We start from the raw sequence: 21,665 nt of genomic DNA on the forward strand, positions 1-21,665 counted from the left end.
CACCAAGCTAAAAAAGAGCTAAAAAATGACTGATCAAATCCAAGACGAAAATAAGTTAATCGCTGAGCGTCGTGGCAAATTAGACGCTATTCGCGCCAATTGCCCTGCTAACGGTCATCCAAATCAATTCCGTCGTGAGCATTACACGGCAGACTTACAGGCCGAGTTTGGTGATAAGAGTAAAGAAGAATTAGTAGAGTTTAACCACGTTGTGTCTATCGCGGGTCGTATCCTAGCTAAACGCGGACCATTCTTTGTAATTCAAGACATGAAAGGTCGTGTGCAAGCGTATGCATCAAAAGATGTCCAAAAAGATTTGAAAGAAAAATACGGTCAATTAGACACCGGCGATATCATTGGTGTTAAAGGCGCGCTTAATAAATCAGGTAAAGGCGATTTATACGTAGAAATGACAGAGTATCAATTACTGACTAAGTCACTACGTCCACTTCCTGAAAAATTCCATGGCTTATCTGATCAAGAAACTAAATACCGCCAACGTTATGTTGATTTGATCACTAATGAAGCAACCCGTGAAACGTTCCGTATTCGTTCACAAGTAGTTGAAGGTATTCGTCGCTTCTTAGCAGATCGTGACTTTATGGAAGTTGAAACGCCAATGCTACAGGTTATCCCTGGTGGTGCATCTGCGCGTCCATTCGTGACTCATCACAATGCACTTGATATCGATATGTACTTACGTATTGCACCAGAGCTTTACTTAAAACGTTTAGTGGTAGGTGGTTTTGACCGCGTATTTGAAATTAACCGTAACTTCCGTAACGAAGGGTTATCAACGCGTCACAACCCAGAATTCACTATGATTGAATTCTACCAAGCCTACGCTGATTACATCGACCTGATGAACATCACCGAAGACATGTTGCGTACTGTTGCGACTAACGTATTGGGCAGCCCAATCGTTGTTAATACGACTAAAAACGAGAACGGCGAAGTGGTTGACTCAGTAGAGTATGACTTTGGCCAACCGTTTACCCGTTTAAGTATGGCGGATGCGATTTTAAAATATAATCCTGAGTTTGATGCTGCAGTATTCAATGATCCAGAAAATCACTTTGACGAATTAAAAGCGTACGCAAAGCAAGTGCACGTTAAAATTCCTGAAAATTGTGTGTGGGGCCCAGGTAAGTTCTTATGTGAAATCTTTGAAGAAACAGCAGAGCACATGCTTATTCAACCGACTTTCATCACCGGTTACCCGTGGGAAGTATCACCACTTGCTCGTCGTAACGATGAAAACCCATTTGTTACTGACCGTTTTGAATTCTTTGTTGGTGGCCGTGAGCTTGCAAATGGTTTCTCTGAGCTTAATGATGCACAAGATCAAGCCGAGCGCTTTACTCGCCAAGTGGAAGAAAAAGACGCCGGCGATGATGAAGCAATGCACTACGACGAAGATTACATTCGCGCGCTAGAGTATGGCCTTCCGCCTACGGCAGGTGAGGGGATTGGTATCGACCGTTTAGTGATGCTATTTACTGACTCATCAACAATTAAAGATGTTATCTTGTTCCCGCATATGCGCCCACAAGCTGACTAATGCTATGTTAGATTAAGTTGATATTATAAACGCCGCTTTAATAGCGGCGTTTTTGTGTCTGTAGCGGGTCCCGCCAATGGAAATTATACTGGCAATAATAAAATTTTAATTTTAACGTATTGAATTATGTGAAAATAAAAATTAATTATATAAAATCATCAAAATGAACGAGCATTATTTCTAAGTTTAGCTAAACTATTGACTGAAAAAACAGCATAAAGCATGGTTTTTTAAACTCACGTCAATCTAAAGGACTTATATAAACGGATTTTATATGAAAGATAATAAACCTGATTCACCCTCTGAAGTACTCAGTATTGAATTACAACGAGAAACCTATTATCGAGCATGTATTGCTGAATTTCAGCAATTAGGCTACCAAGATCAATATCTCGAACAATTAACTGACGAATTAGTGCCTGTTCTCGGTGTATCCGCTGATATTAAAACCTCTTAATTTGATTAACGATTAAACAAAGTTGACTCTTTTTTGGCTGTTATGGGTGTTCTCTAACCATACAGTTACTTTAAACAAGAAAAGTGTTTGACATATTTTCTGAAATCTTTATTATACGCCCCACAAGACGGAGAGGTGGCCGAGTGGCCGAAGGCGCTCCCCTGCTAAGGGAGTATAGGGTTTGTAGCTCTATCGAGGGTTCGAATCCCTCCTTCTCCGCCATTTATTTTATAAATGGTTATCTTGTAAAGTAAAGAATGGGCGCATAGCTCAGCTGGATAGAGTACTCGGCTACGAACCGAGCGGTCGGAGGTTCGAATCCTCCTGCGCCCACCATCCTTTACACACTCTGCTTAGAGTTTAAATAAGCAAGTAAAAGTGATTGGTTTAGTAAATCAAGCGGTCGGAGGTTCACTCTTTGAAGATACGTCCTGCGCCCACCATCTTTTACTTATTAGTAAGAAACTCGAATTAGAGTATAAAAAAGTGGGCGCATAGCTCAGCTGGATAGAGTACTCGGCTACGAACCGAGCGGTCGGAGGTTCGAATCCTCCTGCGCCCACCACTTTTTATTTACTACTGAGAGTTATATTAGTTATTGCATACTAATATGTCAGAGAAGACATTAAAATCAAAATAGAATGTGGGCGCATAGCTCAGCTGGATAGAGTACTCGGCTACGAACCGAGCGGTCGGAGGTTCGAATCCTCCTGCGCCCACCACTTTCTATTAGTGTTAATTTATAAAGAGCCCGACACATGGTCGGTTTTTTTATTTTTAAAATTCGTACTAAGCTTTGTTATTAATTAGCTTAATGCGTCAGTCAAAGTAAGACTTTAAAATCAAAATAGAATGTGGGCGCATAGCTCAGCTGGATAGAGTACTCGGCTACGAACCGAGCGGTCGGAGGTTCGAATCCTCCTGCGCCCACCACTTTCTATTTAAAGGTAACCGACGAGAGTCGGTTTTTTTATGCCTGAAATTTGCCTCATACTTAAAAGTATAAACCACCAACCGATCGGTCAGAGGTTCACTCTTTGAAGATACGTCCTGCGCTCACCACTTTCTATTACTATTAAAGTTAATAGAAGATAACCGACGAGAGTCGGTTTTTTTATGCCTGAAATTTAATAGATCAAGTGTCAATGAGGTTTGCTTTGAGATATGACAATTGTATGAACTTTTTATGGAGGCCGTTTTTATAGGATAATTTCATTTATTATATGCCTGTTATTTTATCTCATTATGAGTTTTACGATGATCTCTAGAAGACAATTTATTATTAGTGCCGGTACACTCGCTTTTATGGGGCTTTCTCGTAGTACTTTTGGCAAAGTACCATTTCTTGACGTGAGTGAGCATTTAAGTGCCTATGGTCCGTTAGTGACTGATCCTAACAAGTTACTCGATTTACCAGCAGGGTTTAGCTATCAAGTTCTATCAAAACTGGGTGATAAAATGGATGATGGCTTTACAGTGCCAGATAAAGCCGATGGTATGGGCTGTATTGCCCTTGATGATGAGCGGGTTGCATTAGTCAGAAACCATGAATTAAAACCAACTGATTTAGCAAAAGCAGATGTTAGCTTACAAACGCATAAAACGTCATTTGCTTATGACACTACTGCGCAAGGTGTTGCTTTGCCAGGAGGCACAAGTCATATTATTTATAATTTAAAAACCGGTAAAAAAGAGCAAGAATATTTGTCACTCACTGGCACGATCCGCAATTGTGCAGGTGGTATTACCCCATGGGGTAGTTGGCTTACTTGCGAAGAGACTGTTCTGACTAAAGCGGATGGCTTTAATAAAGATCACGGCTATATTTTTGAGATACCAGCCAACGCTAAAGGACTAGTAAACCCTGAGCCTCTCAAGGCAATGGGGCGGTTTAACCACGAAGCAGCAGCTGTTGATCCAACAACCGGTATTGTTTATCTGACAGAAGATAAAGGCGATAGTTTATTTTATCGTTTTATTCCTAATGAATACGGTAAGTTGAGTAAAGGCGGTAAACTTCAAGCTATGATGATTAAAGCACAGCCACAGTTTGATACTCGTAATTGGGTTACAGGGGTCATGCCTTTACAACACAATATGGCCGTTGAATGGGTTGATTTGGCGCAACCTGAAAGTCCAAAAGACGATTTAAGAATACGCGGTCACAAACAAGGCGCTGCACTTTTCGCTCGTGGTGAAGGGATACATTGGGGTGAAAAAGAACTTTATTTTTGTTGCACTAATGGTGGTCAAAAGCAGCTTGGTCAAGTGATGAAGTATCAACCATCAGCATTTGAAGGAACAGATAAAGAGCATCTAGCTCCAGGACACGTTCAACTATTTGTAGAAAGCACAGATAAGTCGTTATTTAACTTTGGTGATAATCTCACTGTTGCACCTAACGGGCACTTGATCGTTTGTGAAGATCAGTATACCGACGTGGTTGATAACCATTTACGTGGCGTAACACCTAGTGGTGATGTATATAATTTTGCCCGCTTAACAGCGCAAACCGAGTTGGCGGGAGCTTGTTTTTCTGCTGATGGCAACACCTTATTTGTTAATGTGTATTCACCAACAAAAACATTAGCGATCACAGGACCATGGCAGAGTTTTAAAGGCTAACTGGTGATTATTTAATGCTTATATACAAGTGCACTATGGCTATTTAGTAGTGCTAAGTGAGTTAATTTAAAATGCAGCCTTGCTGATCCGCTTCATACCTTAAAGTATAAACCGGATCAGCAAAGTGTTTAGCTCAATTATTAGTAACAATAACCAAACTAAAATAACAGGCTGAAGTTTAGGCGCAGGGTACGCGGCTCAATCGGGTGGAAGTGATGATCTTCAACGCCTTCAATAGGTTCGCCAGCTAAGCGTGACGTGTAAAAGTAGTCAATATCGTGATCCGTACTATCAAATATATTTAATAGCTCAAGGCCCACTTTCCAATGCGTTTGTTGATAACTTACTAAACCATTTACGACTGTAAGCGGCTCTGAGCGTTTATCGCCATCACTACTGAGTATACGTTTGCCAATGTGGCGTACGCGCAGTGAAGACTGCCACTGCTGGGTAATATGCCAATTAATGCCAGTACTGGCAACCACAGGCACTGCGCCTTCAATTCGATCGTCATTTGAATCGATATCTAAGCGTGAATGTGTAAATGAGGCCTCGGCGTCTAAACTCAAGGCATCATTAAGCCAATAATACGCACTGAGCTCTAAACCGTAACGTTTTGATGCATCACTGGCTTCAGTGTTACCCGCATCACCCACAAATAATAATTCAGAATCTAAGCTTAGCCACCATAATGCCGCTGATAAATTAAACCGTTGTTGATCAAAGTAGCGTAAACCCAGCTCTGCGCCATTGCTTTGCACCAGTAAATCAACCTTATCAGCAGACTCAAGTGTCACAGGAGCTTGTTTAATGGTCGCTCCACGCGCATCATTTGAATGATACGACTGCCCCCAGTTGGCATAACCGGCTAGGTTGTCATTAAACAGGTAATTTAAGCTGGCTTTAAAGCTAACCAAATCATCATCTGCACTGCCTGAATTAATACTGTTATTGCTATCAACATCTGCGTCAAAGTAATCATAACGCACGCCAAATGTTGCTTCGAGTGCTTGGCTTAAATTTACTTGTGATTGCCAATAGGCTGAGTAGCTGGCTTCGTCTACAGCATCTTCACGCACAGTACTTAAGCGTTGGCGCTGCTTGGTATTGTATAAACCAACTTGATCAATATCATCGCGGCGATATTCCATACCAGCTGTATGCTGGATTAGCATATCTGCAAGAGTATCAGCAAATTGATAACTCAGTGCGCCACCACTAATTGTCCGGCTATCGACTTGTTGGAACTGATCGCCATGAATAGGATCATTTAAAAAGTAAGAGAAGTTAGAAAACAAGTCCATGTCGTAGTTGATCACATAGGCATTGGCTTTAATGTGCTGGCCTTGCCAGTTTGCCGATAAACTATAGCGACTAGAGCTGCCGCCTACGGTCGTATCGAGTGAACCTAGCGCACTGATAATACCTTGGTCTACAGCCCGTTGTGGAATTTGATCTGCGGAATTCCAGCTGTTGTCATAAGCCATTGCCGTGACAGATAAATCGCCATCCCATGCTTTACCTACATAGCGTACTAGGGCATTTTTTTTATCTACATCTTCATTGATATCTTGCCAAGGGCCATCATAACCTTGCCACTCACTGGCAATAATTATTTTCCCGTTAGCAATTCCAATCGAGCCTAATGCCATCACGCGTTGGTAATTGTCTTTGCCAATTGTAAAGTCAAGTTGTTGATGTTTTGGATTATCAGCTAGATTAAATTCAGCACTGCCAGCGGTCGAAAAGTCACCTTGAGCGGCGCCATACGCACCTTTTTGATAATCTATAGTCGAAATTGTTTCAGGAATAATAAAGTTAAGGTCGGTGTAGCCTTGACCATGCCCATGGCTGCGCATATTAATTGGCATACCATCAATGCTGGTGGCAAAGTCAGTACCATGATCGAGATTAAAACCGCGAATAAAATATTGATTAGCTTTACCTGAGCCGCTGTGCTGAGTGACGGCCATACCTGGGATCAGTTCTAGCATTTCTGCGCTACGTAACATTGGACGGTTTTCTATTTCACCTTGGCCAATTACGCCACTTGATGCACTAATAGCCTCACCAATAAGTCCCGTGCGGTGTCCGTATATGGTAATTTCTTCAATGTTTGCAAGTACATTGGTAGAGCAAAGTAAGCTACCAGATAGAATTAAAAAAGTGCGCATTATCATTTCCTTATAAATAGGTCGAAATGTTTATATTTAATACAATTACGTTTTACGATGTTAATCGGATGCAAATATTTGCTTGCTGTGGAAAATATGTTATTTTCAATAAAATATTCCAAAAATAAAAATCATAAGGAATTTAATTTTGATTGTAATGAAACTGAAAAAAGCGGGGCTGAATGTTTTCAGTGTGAGCTTAGTAACTGGGCTTTTTGGCTGTCAGAGTCAGCCACAGCAAGAGACTGTTGCATCGTTACAAGAGCAACATGAGAAGTTCTATCAACAGGTGATGTTGGCTGCGCCTGTCTTACCGGCTGATTTAACAAATATTCCTATGCAGGCGCATTTAGTTGCTAATCGTGTTGCGCAATCGCACTATAAAACGGCGGCGCAGGTTAATTACAGTCAGTTAGGATGGCAGCAACGCGTGGCAGCAGATTGGCACTATTTTGATATTCCGACATCGCAGGGTAAGTTATTAGTAATTGATTACCAACAGCAAGGTAACCACCTGGCGTATCGTTATTTAGCAAATGGTACCCAGAATGATTTATATGAGCCATGGAGTTCATCTAAAATTCAAGCTTTTAGCGGTGCAATTGCAAAAGTACGGCAAATAAACCCAGAGCTTGGTGCAGATGCGCTAATAGGTGATAGCAATGTTGCTGATTTGATCACTAGTATTAATAGCTACGAGCATTTTGGCAGCGCTGATGGAAACTCTAATGCAATAGCGAGCTACTTTATTAATGTTGCTGGGCGTGATTATTTAAGTAATTTATTTGCAGATAATTGGCTAAAGCTTAATGATTCTCGCATTATGTTTAAAGGTGCTTATGCTACAGAGATTTTTACTCCTAGCACGATTCGTTGGCAAAGTACTGATAGTGATGTTATTGCTAGCAATATCGCTTATTTTACTGTTAATACCGATGATCCTGCTTATTTAGACTACCGGTGTGATGGCTGTGGTTTATCTGGTAATAAAGCCATGACAACTTTGGCTCAAGCTGAGTGGTTAAAACGTTTAGCAAAGCCACACTCGAGAGCCCTTAACTCAGCAGCCTTTACTACAAGCACAAGACATTGATGTGCTATTTAATGGCACCGGCAATACGGATAAAACCGCTAAAGTGGGTGGTATGATGCAAGGGCTCAGTCAAATGATCACTGACTCTTTAGCGCAAGCGCTTGCACCAGACGATACTCGCCCAGCAAAACAAATTTTAGACGAGTTAACGCAGGGGCAATGGCGAGTTTGGCAAAAAATAGGTTGGGGTCCAAGCGAAACACGCTCAACCACAGAAACTGTCATGTTGGCTCATGTTTACTTACCGTTTATTCAAGGTGGACGCGAATTTACCTTAGCGGCACAAAATAGTGTGCCAGGTGCAAGTGAAAAAAATTTAGCCGTGGTTGGCTTAAAAATGCAGGCGAATTTTACGCATGCATTTAAACAGTTACTGATACCGCAAAAGCAATAATAAGTAGCACACAGCACGACTTACCAAGCAAATTGATAATAGGGAACCTACGAATGCGACATACATTTATCGCCCTGAGTATTTCATTAGCAAGTATTATTACCATGGCACCCGTCATTGCGGCGGCTAACACGTGGCAATCAGATGTCATCGGGGTCACTCAATCTCAATTAACCCCGCAGCACTGGTTAAGCCAAGTGACAGATAAAACTCTGATGAGTGCAGCGCAAATTGCGGCATTTAATAAACAATTGATTGCTGACAATGAACATATTGTCGATCCACTCGATTTTGCCTCTCAGCTAACTCGTGAGCAGTTAAAGGCATATATACTCAGTATTAGTGCGGTACCAAAAAGCCCGCGTTTTTACCCTAATGGCGTGGCATTAAGTAATAAGCATTTTGCAAAATATCTAGCCAATTTGAATTTAGACGCTGTGACAGATAATAATCAAGTTAGTTATGCCATGGTGGTAAAGCGCTCAGTCCTGCGTACTTTTCCAACGTCGGACCGAGTATTAAATAGTGGCTTAGATAATGACTTAGATCGTTTTCAAGAAAGCGGATTATTCCCTGGTGACACAGTGGCTATATTGCATGAAAGTGCCGATAAGAAATGGTTACTTGTGCGCGCTTATAACTATCTAGCATGGGCGCCCAAAGCTGATATTGCGATATCGAATAAAAGCACACTTCGTGAATTTAAAAATAACGATGACTTTTTATTGATAACTGGCGCAAAAGTAAATACCGCTTACGTGCCTAATGATACCACTACATCGCAAGTGCAATTGGACATGGGCGTTCGTCTGCCTTTAATGCTGGCAGATAAAACCCCTCATTTATTAAATGGCCAAAACACCTACGCTAATTATGTTGTGCAACTGCCAACCCGCGGGGAACAAGGTCAGTTAGTTATTAAGCCTGCCTTGATCAGTCGCAGCAGTGATGTGCATTTAGGGTATTTACCTTACACCCAACAGCATTTAATAAAACAAGGGTTTAAATTTTTAGGCGAACGCTACGGTTGGGGACACGACTATAATGGCCGTGACTGCACTGGTTTTGTTGGCGAAATATATAAATCATTTGGTCTATTAATGCCGCGTAATTCAGGTCAGCAGGGGAAGGGAGAGTATGGAACAAATCACCGTTTTGATAAAACCAGCAATGAAAGCGATAAATTAGCGGTAGTTAATAACATGCAAGTGGGCGATTTAATTTATATACCAGGCCATGTAATGATGTACTTAGGTGAACAAGACGGTCAACCGTATGTGATCCATGATGTTAAAGGGTTGGGTTATAACAAGGCTGATGGTAGTTTTTATTCAAGTTCACTTAATGGGGTATCGGTAACGCCTTTATTGCCACTGCGTTTATCGCAAACTCAGAGCTATTTAGACCGTACTTATAATATTAAGCGTATTCGCTAGGAGTTAAAAATGAAGATTACGGCGATACGTTTTGCCAAACTTAAAGTGCCATTAGTTACGCCGTTCAAAACAGCGCTGCGTGAAGTGAGCTATATTGAAGACTTAGTGGTGTTAATTGAAACCGATAAAGGCGAAATTGGCTATGGTGCTGCGGCATCTACGCCAGTAATAACCGGTGATACTCACCAAAGTATCCTTAGCGTTATTAAACAATTTATAGCGCCAAAACTAATTGGTATGGAAATCGAAAACCTCAATCAAATTTGCCAAGTGATCCAATCAAGTGTGGTGGCAAATTACAGCGCTAAAGCCGCACTCGAGCTGGCTGTTTATGACTTGTGGGGTAAATTATATCAAGCGCCGCTGTATAAATTGCTCGGCGGTGGTAGTCAAACATTACGAACTGATATCACTATTAGCGTTGATAATATTGATAAAATGCTCAGTGATTGTGCTGTGGCTGTAGCGCAAGGTTTTGATATTTTAAAAGTAAAAATTGGCAATGATTTACAGCAAGATATCGAACGAGTGAAGGCGATTTATCAAGGTTTTGGCCAGCAAACGCAAATTCGTTTGGATGTAAATCAGGGCTGGAATGCTAAACAAACGGTGTTTGCTTTACAGCAATTAGAAAGCCACAATGTTGAATTAGAACTTGTTGAACAGCCAGTGAAAAGTGATGATTTTAAAGGTTTAAAGTATATTACTGAGCGGGTAAATACGCCGATCATGGCTGACGAAAGTGCCTTTTCGCCCAAGCAAGTAATTCAATTATTAGAGCAAAATGCTGTTGATATTATCAACATCAAAGTCATGAAAACGGGTGGCTTAAGTCGTGCTATTGAAATTGCCAATATTACTGCACAGTATCAAGCTGATTGTATGATCGGTTGCATGTTAGAAGGCAGTATTGCCGTTGCAGGTGCAGCGCATTTAGCGTCTGCAAAAGCCCAGCAGATCAGTAAAATAGACTTAGACGGTCCAGCGCTTGGCCAATATGATCCGGTGCAAGGCGGTGTGGAATTTAATGGCCCAGCGATCACGTTAAGTGATGGTCCTGGCTTGGGGATTAAAAGTATCGACACATTACAACCGATAAACGATGGAATTTGGCCGTTATGAAAAAAATAATAATAACATTAATCACCACAGCAGCCCTCAGCGGCTGTGCAAATAGTGCAAGTACATCAGCAGCTGCAAGTGCTGCAGTTATCCCACAGCAAAGCCAACAGTTAGTGGTGGTGGTTGCAGATGATTGGCAAGCCATTGCCGCACAATTGTATCGATTTGAGCGTGTTGCAGGACAATGGCAACAACAAGGCCAAGGTCACAGTGTGGTACTTGGGCGCACCGGTCTTGCGTGGGGTATTGGTTTACACCCAGCTCAAGCGGGCGAACAAAAACAAGAAGGCGATGGTAAAGCTCCCGCTGGTATTTTTGAACTCGGCACCGCGTTTGGTTATTTAGATTCATTAAAAACCAATATGACCTATCAAGGCATGACTGCTGACGACTATTGTGTTGATGTCAAAGGTTCGCCATTTTATAACCAGCTAGTTAATAAGTCAGTGGTAGGAGAGGCTGCTGTCAAAGACTCGTCAGAGTGGATGCGCCGTGATATTTACAGCCAAGATAACCTTTACAAAAAAGGCTTAGTGGTTAAGCACAATAGTCAAAATGTTGATGGTGCAGGCAGTTGTATCTTTATGCATTTATGGCGCGCAGAAAATAAACCAACTGCCGGTTGTACTGCAATGACTGAGCAGAATATGGATACCTTGTTAGCTTGGTTAGATGAACAGAAAAAACCATTGTTAGTGAGCTTACCTAGCGAACAATATCAACAAAAACAATTGCTTTGGAAGTTACCAGCGATTAAATAATACGTGTACAGCCACGCGATCACGTGGCTTTACAAAGTAAATAATAAAATTGTTTTCTTTTTATTAATTTAATGGAATAATATATTCCATTGATTGGTTTGAAATTGGGATAATAAATGAGTGCACAATACACCTTGCTAGATTGGCTCGTATTCGCAAGCTACGGAGCAATTTTATTACTCAGTGGTTGGTGGTTTAACCGTAAGCGCGCCAACTCAAGTAAAGACTTCTTTTTAGGCGGTAATAGTATGCCGACCTGGATGGTGGCTATTTCGGTATTAGCTACTTCACAGTCTGCTGCCACTTTTATTGGTGGACCTGATCAGGGTTATCAAGGTGATTTATCGTATTTAGCGACGAACATTGGCGCATTCATAGCTGCATTTATTGTTTCTATTTTTCTGATCCCTAAGTTTTATCAACAAAAAGTGTACACCGTTTATGAACTGCTTGAAAAGCGCATAGGGCCAAAAGCTAAACGCCGCAGCGGCTTAATGTATTTATTTGGCCGAGTGTTCGCCAGTGGCGCACGTCTATATATGGCCGCGATTGCAGTAGCGATGATTTTATACGGTAATATAGCCGCAGAAAGTGTGATTATAGCGACTTTGCTATTAGCACTTGCGGGTTTGTTGTATACCGTATTTGGTGGTATTCGCAGTGTAATTTATTCTGATGTGCTGCAAAGTGTCGTATATGTCAGTGCTGCGATTGCCGTTATCTGGTGTTTGTTGGTACTGATCCCCGCTGATTTTTCAACTATTTTAGCAACCTTAAATGAGCCAACCCTGGTGCTGATTCAAAGCTGGCAATTTTCAAATTTGATTTAGATTTTGGCCCAAGTGGGGTGTTCAATATGGCGTCGGTATTAACCGGCTTTGTATTACTTAACATTGCCGCCTTTGGTCTTGATCAAGATATGACACAGCGTCTACTGACGTGTAAGAGTGACAAAGAAGGCAGTAAAGCATTACTACTTTCTATCGTGATGGTTATTCCCGTGATGTTGGTATTTATCTTTATTGGTTTATTACTTTATATCGTTTATCAACAGCCAGCATTAATGAACAGTGACGGTGCGCAAGTCGTACAAGAATTTAATGGTGAAAAAATCACTATTTTTATGTACTACGTACTTAATGAGGCCCCTGCTGGTGTTAAAGGTTTAGTTAGCGTCGGTATCATTGCCGCGGCCATTTCAACATTAAACTCCGGTTTAAGTTCGATGTCGTCGGTCATTGTACAAGATTTATATCGACCTTATTTAGCAGCTAAAAATAAGCAAGTTGCCGATAACCATTTTGTTAAAGCTGGGCGTATTGGCATGGCGGTTGTGAGCCTATCATTAGCATTAATGGCCATAGTTTGTTATTTCTGGCAGCAATACAGTGATATGCCGCTTCTTAAGTTTGCGCTGAGTGTCATGGTGTTTTCGTACAGTGGTTTACTGGGCGTGTATTTTACAACACTATTTACTAAACGTGGCAGTGAAGGCTCAGTATTGGCGGCGTTAATTGTCGGCTTTATGATCACTTTATTCATGCAACCATACATGATTGATTGGTTATTGCCGGCAGCAGATCGCTTCTATTTAGGCTTTACTTGGCAGTTATGTATTGGTACTGCGTTGTCGACTTTAGTGTGTTGTTTAGGTAAACCTCAACTTGCCCAGCGCGGCCAGTCAGCTGTAGGAGCCCAATAGGCATGAACATTGACTATATACTGGCTATTGATGGCGGGGGCACCAAAACGCTGGCGAAATTAGTGAATTTATATAGCGCTGAAGAATTTACTGCGCAGGCTGGTGCAGCCTCAGTTTATAACGATCTTAATACGGCGCTTACTAGTTTACAGCAAGTGATCACTAGCGTATGTGCACAAAGTGGCGCTAAGCATAGCCAAATTTTGGCGGTAATGGGACTTGCGGGCGGCTCGTCTAAAGTGTTGGCTGAGCGAGTAACTGCAAGCTTACAGCTAGACTGTGATATTAAATTTGCGCAATTGAGTATTGTAAGTGATGCAATCACCTCATTATATGGTGCAAATCTAGGTCAGCCAGTTGCAATGTTAGCGTTAGGAACGGGCGCTGTAGCAGCAAGATTATCCGCTGATGGAGAAACAAAATTAATTGGCGGCTGGGGTTTTTCGGTTGATGATTTTGGCGGTGGTGCGCGCTTAGGGTTAAGTGCTGTGCAATGCTTGTTAGATGAAATAGACCGCTTTGAGCAACCTAAAAGCCTGCTAACGCAACAGCTGAGTGAACAAGTTGGCCGTGAGCGAGAACAAATATCAAGTTGGTTAATGAAGGCCAAAGCGTTAGATTATGCGCGTTTTAGTCCTTTAATCTTTAGTTTAAAAACACAGTGTATAATAGCCGATACGGTGCTTAGTGAGCATGTTCGACAAGTCGAGAGATTGATTAAAAAATGTCGTGGTCAGAGCCAGTTACCAGTCATAATTATTGGCGGTTTAGCGGACGTAACCATTGCATTATTAAATGAAAATACACAACTGAATTTATCTCCCCGTCAAGGGGATTCGTTAGCCGGTGCGGTGATTTTAGCCAGCGACCGCATTAAACAAATTGAATACACAAGGATTACACAATGAGCCCTGAGTCTAATTTTAATCAGCAGCGTGCACTTTTAGAAGAGCTGAACGGGATTGTGTCAGAAGGACAAAACTTAGATACGTTGGATATAGATTTACTCGATAGTCGCGAAATTTTAACCAAAATAAATTTGGAAGATCAAAAAGTTGCCGCTGCTGTAAAGTTAGTGATCCCAGAGATAGCCAAAGCGGTCGATCATATTGTAACGGCATTTAAGCAAGGCGGTCGTTTAATTTATATTGGTGCCGGCACCAGTGGTCGCTTAGGTATTTTAGATGCTGTGGAATGCGCGCCAACTTACAGTGTCAGCGATCAACAAGTAATGGGAATAATTGCGGGTGGCGAAACGGCTTTTAAAAAAGCAGTTGAAGGTGCCGAAGATAGCTTAAAATTAGGCGTAGAAGATCTTAAAGCGGTTAATCTACAGGCTAAAGATGTCGTGGTAGGGATTGCCGCTAGTGGCCGTACACCTTATGTGCGAGCAGCCATTGAGTATGCAAAATCAATAGGATGTATCACCGTTGGAGTAACCTGTAATCCTAACTCCGCGGTAATGAAACTACCTGATATTGGCATTTGCCCGGTAGTTGGCGCTGAAGCGGTAACTGGTTCAACACGTATGAAATCGGGTACTGCACAAAAGTTAGTATTAAATATGCTCAGCACAGCCAGTATGATCCGCACCGGTAAAGTCTATAAAAACTTGATGGTTGATGTGAATGCCAGCAATGAAAAGCTGCATGCTCGTGCGATCCGCATCGTAATGCAAGCAACCGATTGCACTCATCAGCAAGGAGTCGATGCGCTTGCCCAAGCAAAACAAAGTGCTAAATTGGCTATTTTAATCATCTTAACAGGCAAAGATGCCGCCCAAGCTGAGCAAATGTTAACCCAAGCGGATGGTTTTTTACGAAAAGCGGTGGAACTATAAATGTTAATTAGATTATTGGTTATATTACAATGCCTAATTTTGAGCGCATGCGCCCACAACAGCACTGACGATGCAATCTTAACTGATACACCGCAAGTAAATTTAAGTGTTGGCGCTTTACAATATCAGCAGTACCTACCACAACTTGAGGGCAAACGAGTTGGCTTAGTCGTTAATCAAACTTCACAAGTTAATGACACCCATATAGTCGACTTACTGCGTGATAAAGGCGTGAATGTTACTAAAATATTTGCCCCTGAACATGGTTTTCGTGGCGACCACGATGCCGGCGCGCATGTAAAAAGTACGGTGGATGCAAAGACCGGTATTGATGTGGTGTCTATTTACGGCAGTAATAAAAAGCCAGATACCACTGTATTAAGCGAATTAGACGTAATTATTTTTGATATTCAAGATGTTGGTGTGCGTTTTTACACTTATATCAGCTCAATGCATTACATGATGGAAGCTGCTGCTGAGAATAACATTGATTTTATTGTACTTGATAGGCCAAACCCGAATATTGCTTATGTTGATGGGCCAGTTTTAGATTTAAAATTTCAGTCTTTCGTTGGCATGCATGAAATTCCTGTATTACATGGTATGACAGTGGGCGAGCTGGCAAAAATGATCAAAGGTGAAGGGTGGATAAATAAAGCTTCGTCACTAAACTTGACGGTTGTGCCTGTGGCGCATTATAGCCGCGATATGACGTATAGTTTACCTGTTCAGCCAAGCCCTAATTTACCAAATGATCAGTCAATTGCGTTGTATCCATCATTATGCTTTTTTGAAGCAACACCAATTACAATTGGCCGTGGTACAGACTTTCCATTTCAAGTGATAGGTTATTCACCGATTGCGTTAGGGGAGTTTAGTTTTACTCCGCGCGCTATTGAGGGAGCATCAATGAACCCTAAATTTAAAGGGATAGAGGTGCAAGGTCTTGATTTACGGGACAGTACAATCAAAGGACTAGATTTAAGTTTATTTATTACAGCCTATAAAACTTTAATGCAAAAAGAGCAAACGTTCTTTGAACGTGCTGGCTTTATGGATAAACTTGCAGGCACTGATAAGCTGCGCTTAGCTATCGAAGCCGGCCAAACAGAGCAGCAAATCAAACAAAGCTGGCAACAAGATCTAGCTCGCTTTAAACAGCAACGCGCAGCATATTTGTTATATCAATAAGACTATTTTCATTTATAAACCTTTAAAACGCAGCTTAGGCTGCGTTTTTTTATTGCGCTTAGAAAAGTTCAACTGTATGTTCTATAAATAAAATTTAAAGGAATAATAATGAAAAAAGACATTTGGTATAAAAAGCCGGAAATGATAGTTGCTTTTTCAGCGTTATTGATAAGCGTTGTTACAACAATAATAGGTATTTACTCAACGATGATTGATCGCTCTTATGCAAGGGCTTCGGTTTGGCCGAGAGTTGAGTTGTATAGGAGTTTTTCACCTAAGGATGAGCTATTTAGTTACGGTATAATGAATAACGGCACAGGTCCGGCAATTATTAAATATGTCAAAGTAATCTATAATGAGAAGCCCATTAAGAAATGGTCTGATTTTATAGCTGCAACGAACTTAGTTCAATCACATATCGGTACACGTATTCTACCAAGTCAAGCGAATTTTAGTGCGGTTTCCATAAAAGATAAGGCTTATTTAACAGAAATTCTTAAAATGGATGAACAGATTGCAATCGAGCTGTGCTATTGCTCTATTTATGACGAATGTTGGCTGGTTGATAGAAGTAATCAACCAATAGAAATAGCACAATGTGAAATTAGCGACGAACAGCGATTTATGCAGTAATACACGTATTTTTGCAATAAAAAAGGCCACAATTGTGGCCTTACCATGGATGGGGAAATAAGCGCCCATTAAGCGCTTACTTTAATCCATAAGATTAAAACTTAAAGTTAACTGATAACTGCAAGCTACGTGGATTGTAGTAGCTACGCGATTCACCAAATTTCTCTTCAAGTACATACGGGTTTTTGTTATAACCTGTTTGACGATTAAATACGTTGAAGAGATCAGCACGAAATTGTAGTTCCATATCACCAGAGAACTTAAAGTCTTGCGTATAGTTTAAGTCTAGTTGCCAATGGCTAGCAGTGCGACGACTACCAGCAGACTCTGCATAGCGGCTAATATGGCTTGTAGGGTATCCGTATGTTGTTCCATCCCATGCTTCCCATGCTTTACCTGATTGGAATACGAAGTACGCCCCTAAGTTAGCTTCCCAAGGAAGAGTATAGTAACCGTATACTTTTAACAGGTGAGGTTTATCACCTGAGAGTGTGCCATAGCGATTATCCCAAGGGTAACGACCGCGACCATCACCATAATAAGATGAACCAATAAAGTTATTCGCATCATTGCTTGTTGTGGTGTTATCTTGGTCAAAGTTGCCATAGTAGTGACTCCACACATATGAAGCGTTTACGTAGCTATTCTCACCCAAGTATTCGGCTTCAATACTCGCTTCCCAGTATTTGGTTTCGCCGCCATCAACCTCTGCAATTACATACGATGAACCACCAATTTCGTCGCGAATATCAGCTAAGTTAGCTACATATAAGCCTTTATCTGCAATGTGTTGCGGTACACCTTCGGCATCAACACCTGAGTAATCAGTTAGACGCGCATTGTTTGGCATATCCTCCCAAAAGTGCATGCCTTTACGGTGACGAACATGGGCACGTAATACTAAGTCAGAACCAACATACTTAGTGGTTCCGATAGTAAATTCGTTAATACGACGTGGTTTCATATCATCTTGGAATACTTTACCAGATGAACCATTTCTAGGTGAAGATGATAAAATATTACCAGCTTCATCTAGTAATAACTCAATTTCGGCACGAGTGTTTCGATCCCATGATGCTGCGCGAGATAATGAACTCGCTTCAGGATTATAAATCGCAAAGTTTGCAAATACGGAATCTTCGTCAGAATAAGTCCATGTTGCACCTAAACGAGGTTGCAGCATATCTTTCCAGTTGGTTTGGTACATTTGGTACTTGTGACCAGGAGCAACTTCATAGCCAGAAATAGTACCAGATTTAGCTTTTAAGCCTTGACCATACCAAGTGTCTTGGCTGACCAATAATCCTAAGTTATAAGTCCAATCACCCAATTCTATAGTATCGTTAATTTCAAAGTTTAGGCTGCGTGTTTCAGAGTTAATGCCTGATACAGGTGAGCCATCTGCAGTTGCTAAACTCATTTGTTGGACTCGAGCACGGTAGATAGCATTTGCAGGGTCAAAACCATCAGTGTTTGCATCAGCATCAACTAAGCCACCAATGTATGCAATTGAACCCCAACCGTTAGAGAGTCTGGTTAGTTGCTCTTCGCCTTCTTCCCATTTTGCACCAAAATGGAGTATGTGGTATGCATCGCCCCAGCTAAGTTCATGTTCTAAACTAACTTCAAAGGAATCACGATAAAAGTTTTGATTGTCATAAGTTGCGTATGCACCAACACCACCACCGCCTTTCATCACTGCGTCTTCAAGATAGCCATAGGTATTAATTAATGCATTTGCGCCAGCATTATATGCGGCGATTTGTGCTTCGCTAAATCCTTCATCTGGGTCATAACTTCTTAAGCTTGGGACAGAGAAATAACCCATTTGAGCTAAGTCATCAATACCAAGTTGGCTTGATAAAGAAGGGATTACACTCAATGGTGTATCAGGTTGTGAGCCTGTTTCTAATTCAAACTTACTATATTGGAACGAAAGTGTGGTTGCTGATCCTAAGATCCATGAACCATCTAAAGTAAAGATATCTTGATCAGCTTTACTGCCGACAGATACAGTGTCCATCTCGTAAGCACCAATCGAATCGCCTTTAACTTCTTTATCTGAGGTACGTTGTGAGATATTTATCAAAATATCATCAGTTGGTGCCCAGGTTAATTTACCAAAGTATTCGTCGCGGATACTCTCATAATCTTTTACTTCGCCATAGGCTGTGTTTTTGTTTGCTTTGGTCTCTTCAGGACGGTAATAAGAGGTATAAAAATATAATGTATCTTCAATCAGTGGACCGCTTAAACTTGCGGTTAACCAGTTTTTATCAAGCTCAAAGCTCTCTTCACCTACTGGCGTTGCAACAAAGGTTTTTGGTTGTATTTTGTATTCTATATTACCGTGAAACTCATCCGTACCAGATTTTGATACTGTGTCAATTGAAAAGCCACCAGAACGGTTAAAGCCAACCGCTTTTGCACCACCTCTGTCCATAGTAACAAAGGCAACATCGTGTGTTGATGGCTCTGAAGCTAAGTTTCCATACATCGGCAATGACACATTAACACCATCAAAGCCATATGAGTTATCAACACCTGATCCACCAGCTGATGGGCCCAACGTTGAATTTGCCGAAAGTTCTATACCAGGGACAAGCTTTAAAAGGTCTCGGTAATCTTGACCTACAGGGACATTATTAATTCCCTCTTCACCTAATGAGTTTGTGAGTGCTGATTTACCTTGGCGAAATAGTTTACTGCCTGTCACTGTAATTACTTCAACATTATCTTTTTTACCGCCAAGAACAACATTAGCACTTGAGGTTTGCTCTAGCAGTACATCAACAGTTATTGTTTGTGTAACGCCGCTGCTGTCTTCAAAGGTCAGCTCATAAGTGCCTGGTTTTAGTTGCGGGAGATCATAACTGCCATCTTCACGGGTTACCACCGTACGCGCTTTTGGCATGACGTTACTACGTGCAGTAATGGTAATACCCGCTAGTGGTTGGTTTGCTTGCTCGGTTTTTACCTTACCTTTAATGCTACCGTTTAAATTCGCGAATGCAGGAGCACTTGCTAGCGAGGCAGCTATTATAGCGGTGGTTATTGCAGTTTTTGGCACTCGCAGAGCGCGATGTGTGGCCTGCGCTAACGAGCTTATAGTGAAGGTTGGTACCTGTTTTTTCATTGTTTTCCCCGTCCTTATTATAATTAACTTATAGCTCTGAACTTTGTTGATTCCCCAAACAGAGTTATAAACTTTGATCAATTGTTGCTATTCCATTAAACATGCGTTGCTATTAATGGTCAAGAATAAACTCTTCCTTATTTGTGTTGTATCTATAAATAAAATATATAAAAACTGGTTTCGTTATATTTTTTGTCAATATAAGCGTAAGGCTGGGGGAGTGTTTTCGCGATATTTAGCGTAGTTAATCATATTTAATATATTGAAATGACATGTTTTTGTGTTTTTGATTCTAAAGAAGGAGGATTTTTTATTGAGTTGGAACAATACTGTTGGAGTTACAATAATAATTATTGTTTATGAACTAAAAAATTTTGGTTGGCATGGAATAAAGAAATAATTTATAAATTAGCAAACGAGAGATAGGTTATTATTGCACGGCTGTTGTTAAAGTGGTTTTTATAATAAGAAAGGCCACAATAGTGGCCTTAATTCTTTAGGATGTCGTTGGTTAGTGATTTCTAAATTCACCAACAACGTCATTTGAATGCTCTAGTAATTTACGACCTTGACGACTCGATTGCGTTAAAGCGATAAATAGAATATCAATAACAAAGTCTTGCGCAGTACGGGCAAGTATCGATGATAAACGGACTGACTCTTCTTCTGCCACAGAGTAAAGCCTAACATTGGCTTGATCAGCAACAGGATTACTACCAAATTTAGTGACAGAGATCACGTAACTGTCGTTCTTTTTAGCCTGCTTTACCACTTCAGCGATTTCTCTGGTGACACCCGATTCACTGATCGCAATAACTAAGTCGCCTTTTGCAAAGGTTGATACATAGGCGAGCTGCGCATGACCATCAGGTTCAGCTATTGCTGGCATACCTAACTTTTGCAGCTTATAAGAGAAGTCTTTAGCCACCAGGGCAGAGCCCCCTAAACCACAAATTAAAATTCGTTTAGCTGATTTTAACAAGCTAACAGCCTGTTCAATGGCTAGCGCTTCATTGAGGTTTTTTGTTTCAGTAAGCACAGCAAGTTTACTACTGAGTAGCTTTTCTGCTATTTGCTCTAGTGAATCACTTAAGGTGATTTTACCATGCAGTTTTGGTTCTGATGTTTCATCATTGAGTGCATCAATGACAGCCAGCTTAAATGCTGGAAAGCCTTTGTAGCCCAGTTTTTGCGAAAATTTTACAACGCTTGACTGGCTCACGCCGACAACTTTAGCCAGCTCTACAGACGAAAGATTACGAATAGCATTAGCTGAGTTCAATGTGAAGTCGGCTAGCTTAGCTTCGCTGCTCGATAGGGACTGACGTAAGGCTTTAATTTTTACAAATGTAGACATACTACCCGCTTATTTTTATATTTGGCGTATTTATAGCATTAATCGAAATAAATTTGTACTTATTCTAGGTTCAAATGTAACCATCTTTGTTTTTACTCTTGTTCCTAGGCGTACAAAAAATAAATTATTCCCAATAGCCGCAATTAAGTTTTGGAATATTGTTTAAGAATAATTGGAATAATA

Annotated in this window: 15 protein-coding genes, 5 tRNA genes and 1 pseudogene; 18 read left to right on the top strand and 3 right to left on the bottom strand. The window is 41.0% G+C overall.

What is annotated here, in order from left to right; genetic code table 11:
- Positions 1–25: 25 nt before the first annotated feature.
- The 8 genes from lysS (at position 26) to P4S61_RS13680 (ending at position 4,643) form a co-directional block, all read left to right on the top strand.
- Entirely contained in the window at positions 26–1,561 is a 1,536-nt protein-coding gene (gene lysS, locus P4S61_RS13645; RefSeq protein WP_337118451.1) for a lysine--tRNA ligase, read from the top strand.
- Between the two features lie 274 nt (positions 1,562–1,835).
- Complete coding sequence (locus P4S61_RS13650; protein WP_145240843.1) at positions 1,836–2,018, top strand: hypothetical protein; 183 nt, start codon at positions 1,836–1,838, stop codon at positions 2,016–2,018.
- A 129-nt stretch (positions 2,019–2,147) separates the two neighbouring features.
- Positions 2,148–2,240: transfer RNA gene (locus tag P4S61_RS13655), tRNA-Ser, on the top strand.
- Between the two features lie 37 nt (positions 2,241–2,277).
- Positions 2,278–2,354, top strand: a tRNA-Arg gene (locus P4S61_RS13660).
- A gap of 152 nt (positions 2,355–2,506) precedes the next feature.
- Positions 2,507–2,583: transfer RNA gene (locus P4S61_RS13665), tRNA-Arg, on the top strand.
- Between the two features lie 80 nt (positions 2,584–2,663).
- A tRNA-Arg gene (locus P4S61_RS13670) sits at positions 2,664–2,740 on the top strand.
- A 134-nt stretch (positions 2,741–2,874) separates the two neighbouring features.
- A tRNA-Arg gene (locus tag P4S61_RS13675) sits at positions 2,875–2,951 on the top strand.
- 324 nt (positions 2,952–3,275) lie between these two features.
- Positions 3,276–4,643: an alkaline phosphatase PhoX gene (locus tag P4S61_RS13680; RefSeq protein ID WP_182735270.1), complete on the top strand. Its 1,368-nt coding sequence runs from the start codon at positions 3,276–3,278 to the stop codon at positions 4,641–4,643.
- A gap of 158 nt (positions 4,644–4,801) precedes the next feature.
- Here P4S61_RS13680 and P4S61_RS13685 read toward each other — a convergent pair whose 3' ends face one another.
- A complete protein-coding gene (locus tag P4S61_RS13685) occupies positions 4,802–6,817 on the bottom strand; it encodes a TonB-dependent receptor (RefSeq protein WP_337118452.1) in 2,016 nt (671 codons plus the stop codon).
- A gap of 148 nt (positions 6,818–6,965) precedes the next feature.
- Between P4S61_RS13685 and P4S61_RS13690 the strand changes: the two genes are divergently transcribed.
- The 10 genes and pseudogenes from P4S61_RS13690 (at position 6,966) to P4S61_RS13735 (ending at position 16,989) form a co-directional block, all read left to right on the top strand.
- Positions 6,966–7,910 (top strand): hypothetical protein, encoded by a 945-nt coding sequence (locus P4S61_RS13690; protein WP_337118453.1) that lies wholly within the window; start codon positions 6,966–6,968, stop codon positions 7,908–7,910.
- 1 nt (position 7,911) lies between these two features.
- Entirely contained in the window at positions 7,912–8,304 is a 393-nt protein-coding gene (locus P4S61_RS13695) for a hypothetical protein (protein WP_182759513.1), read from the top strand.
- A gap of 53 nt (positions 8,305–8,357) precedes the next feature.
- Positions 8,358–9,740 carry an NlpC/P60 family protein gene (locus P4S61_RS13700; RefSeq protein WP_337118454.1) on the top strand — a complete coding sequence of 461 codons (1,383 nt, stop codon included), beginning with the start codon at positions 8,358–8,360 and terminating at the stop codon, positions 9,738–9,740.
- A 9-nt stretch (positions 9,741–9,749) separates the two neighbouring features.
- Positions 9,750–10,862, top strand: coding sequence for a dipeptide epimerase (locus tag P4S61_RS13705; protein ID WP_145240853.1), 1,113 nt, complete (start codon positions 9,750–9,752; stop codon positions 10,860–10,862).
- Complete coding sequence (locus P4S61_RS13710) at positions 10,859–11,623, top strand: L,D-transpeptidase family protein (RefSeq protein ID WP_145240855.1); 765 nt, start codon at positions 10,859–10,861, stop codon at positions 11,621–11,623. The genes P4S61_RS13705 and P4S61_RS13710 overlap by 4 nt, the downstream gene beginning before the upstream one ends.
- Before the next feature lie 116 nt (positions 11,624–11,739).
- Positions 11,740–13,325: pseudogene (locus tag P4S61_RS13715) on the top strand (sodium:solute symporter).
- A 2-nt stretch (positions 13,326–13,327) separates the two neighbouring features.
- Positions 13,328–14,233 (top strand): BadF/BadG/BcrA/BcrD ATPase family protein, encoded by a 906-nt coding sequence (locus tag P4S61_RS13720; protein ID WP_337118455.1) that lies wholly within the window; start codon positions 13,328–13,330, stop codon positions 14,231–14,233.
- On the top strand, positions 14,230–15,165 hold the full coding sequence (murQ, locus tag P4S61_RS13725) for an N-acetylmuramic acid 6-phosphate etherase (protein ID WP_145240861.1): 936 nt from the start codon (positions 14,230–14,232) through the stop codon (positions 15,163–15,165). The genes P4S61_RS13720 and murQ overlap by 4 nt, the downstream gene beginning before the upstream one ends.
- A complete protein-coding gene (locus tag P4S61_RS13730) occupies positions 15,166–16,356 on the top strand; it encodes an exo-beta-N-acetylmuramidase NamZ family protein (protein WP_337118456.1) in 1,191 nt (396 codons plus the stop codon). It abuts the gene before it with no gap.
- 108 nt (positions 16,357–16,464) lie between these two features.
- A complete protein-coding gene (locus P4S61_RS13735; RefSeq protein WP_182735262.1) occupies positions 16,465–16,989 on the top strand; it encodes a hypothetical protein in 525 nt (174 codons plus the stop codon).
- A gap of 94 nt (positions 16,990–17,083) precedes the next feature.
- Here the strand turns inward: P4S61_RS13735 and P4S61_RS13740 are convergent, their stop codons facing one another.
- Together P4S61_RS13740 and P4S61_RS13745 are read right to left on the bottom strand one after the other, a co-directional pair.
- Positions 17,084–20,125 carry a TonB-dependent receptor gene (locus P4S61_RS13740; RefSeq protein WP_337118457.1) on the bottom strand — a complete coding sequence of 1,014 codons (3,042 nt, stop codon included), beginning with the start codon at positions 20,123–20,125 and terminating at the stop codon, positions 17,084–17,086.
- Between the two features lie 511 nt (positions 20,126–20,636).
- Positions 20,637–21,482, bottom strand: a complete 846-nt coding sequence (locus P4S61_RS13745) for a MurR/RpiR family transcriptional regulator (RefSeq protein WP_145240869.1) — start codon at positions 21,480–21,482, stop codon at positions 20,637–20,639.
- Between the last annotated feature and the right edge of the window lie 183 nt (positions 21,483–21,665).

The organism is Pseudoalteromonas sp. B160 (genome assembly GCF_037162485.1).
GTDB lineage: Bacteria > Pseudomonadota > Gammaproteobacteria > Enterobacterales > Alteromonadaceae > Pseudoalteromonas > Pseudoalteromonas rhizosphaerae.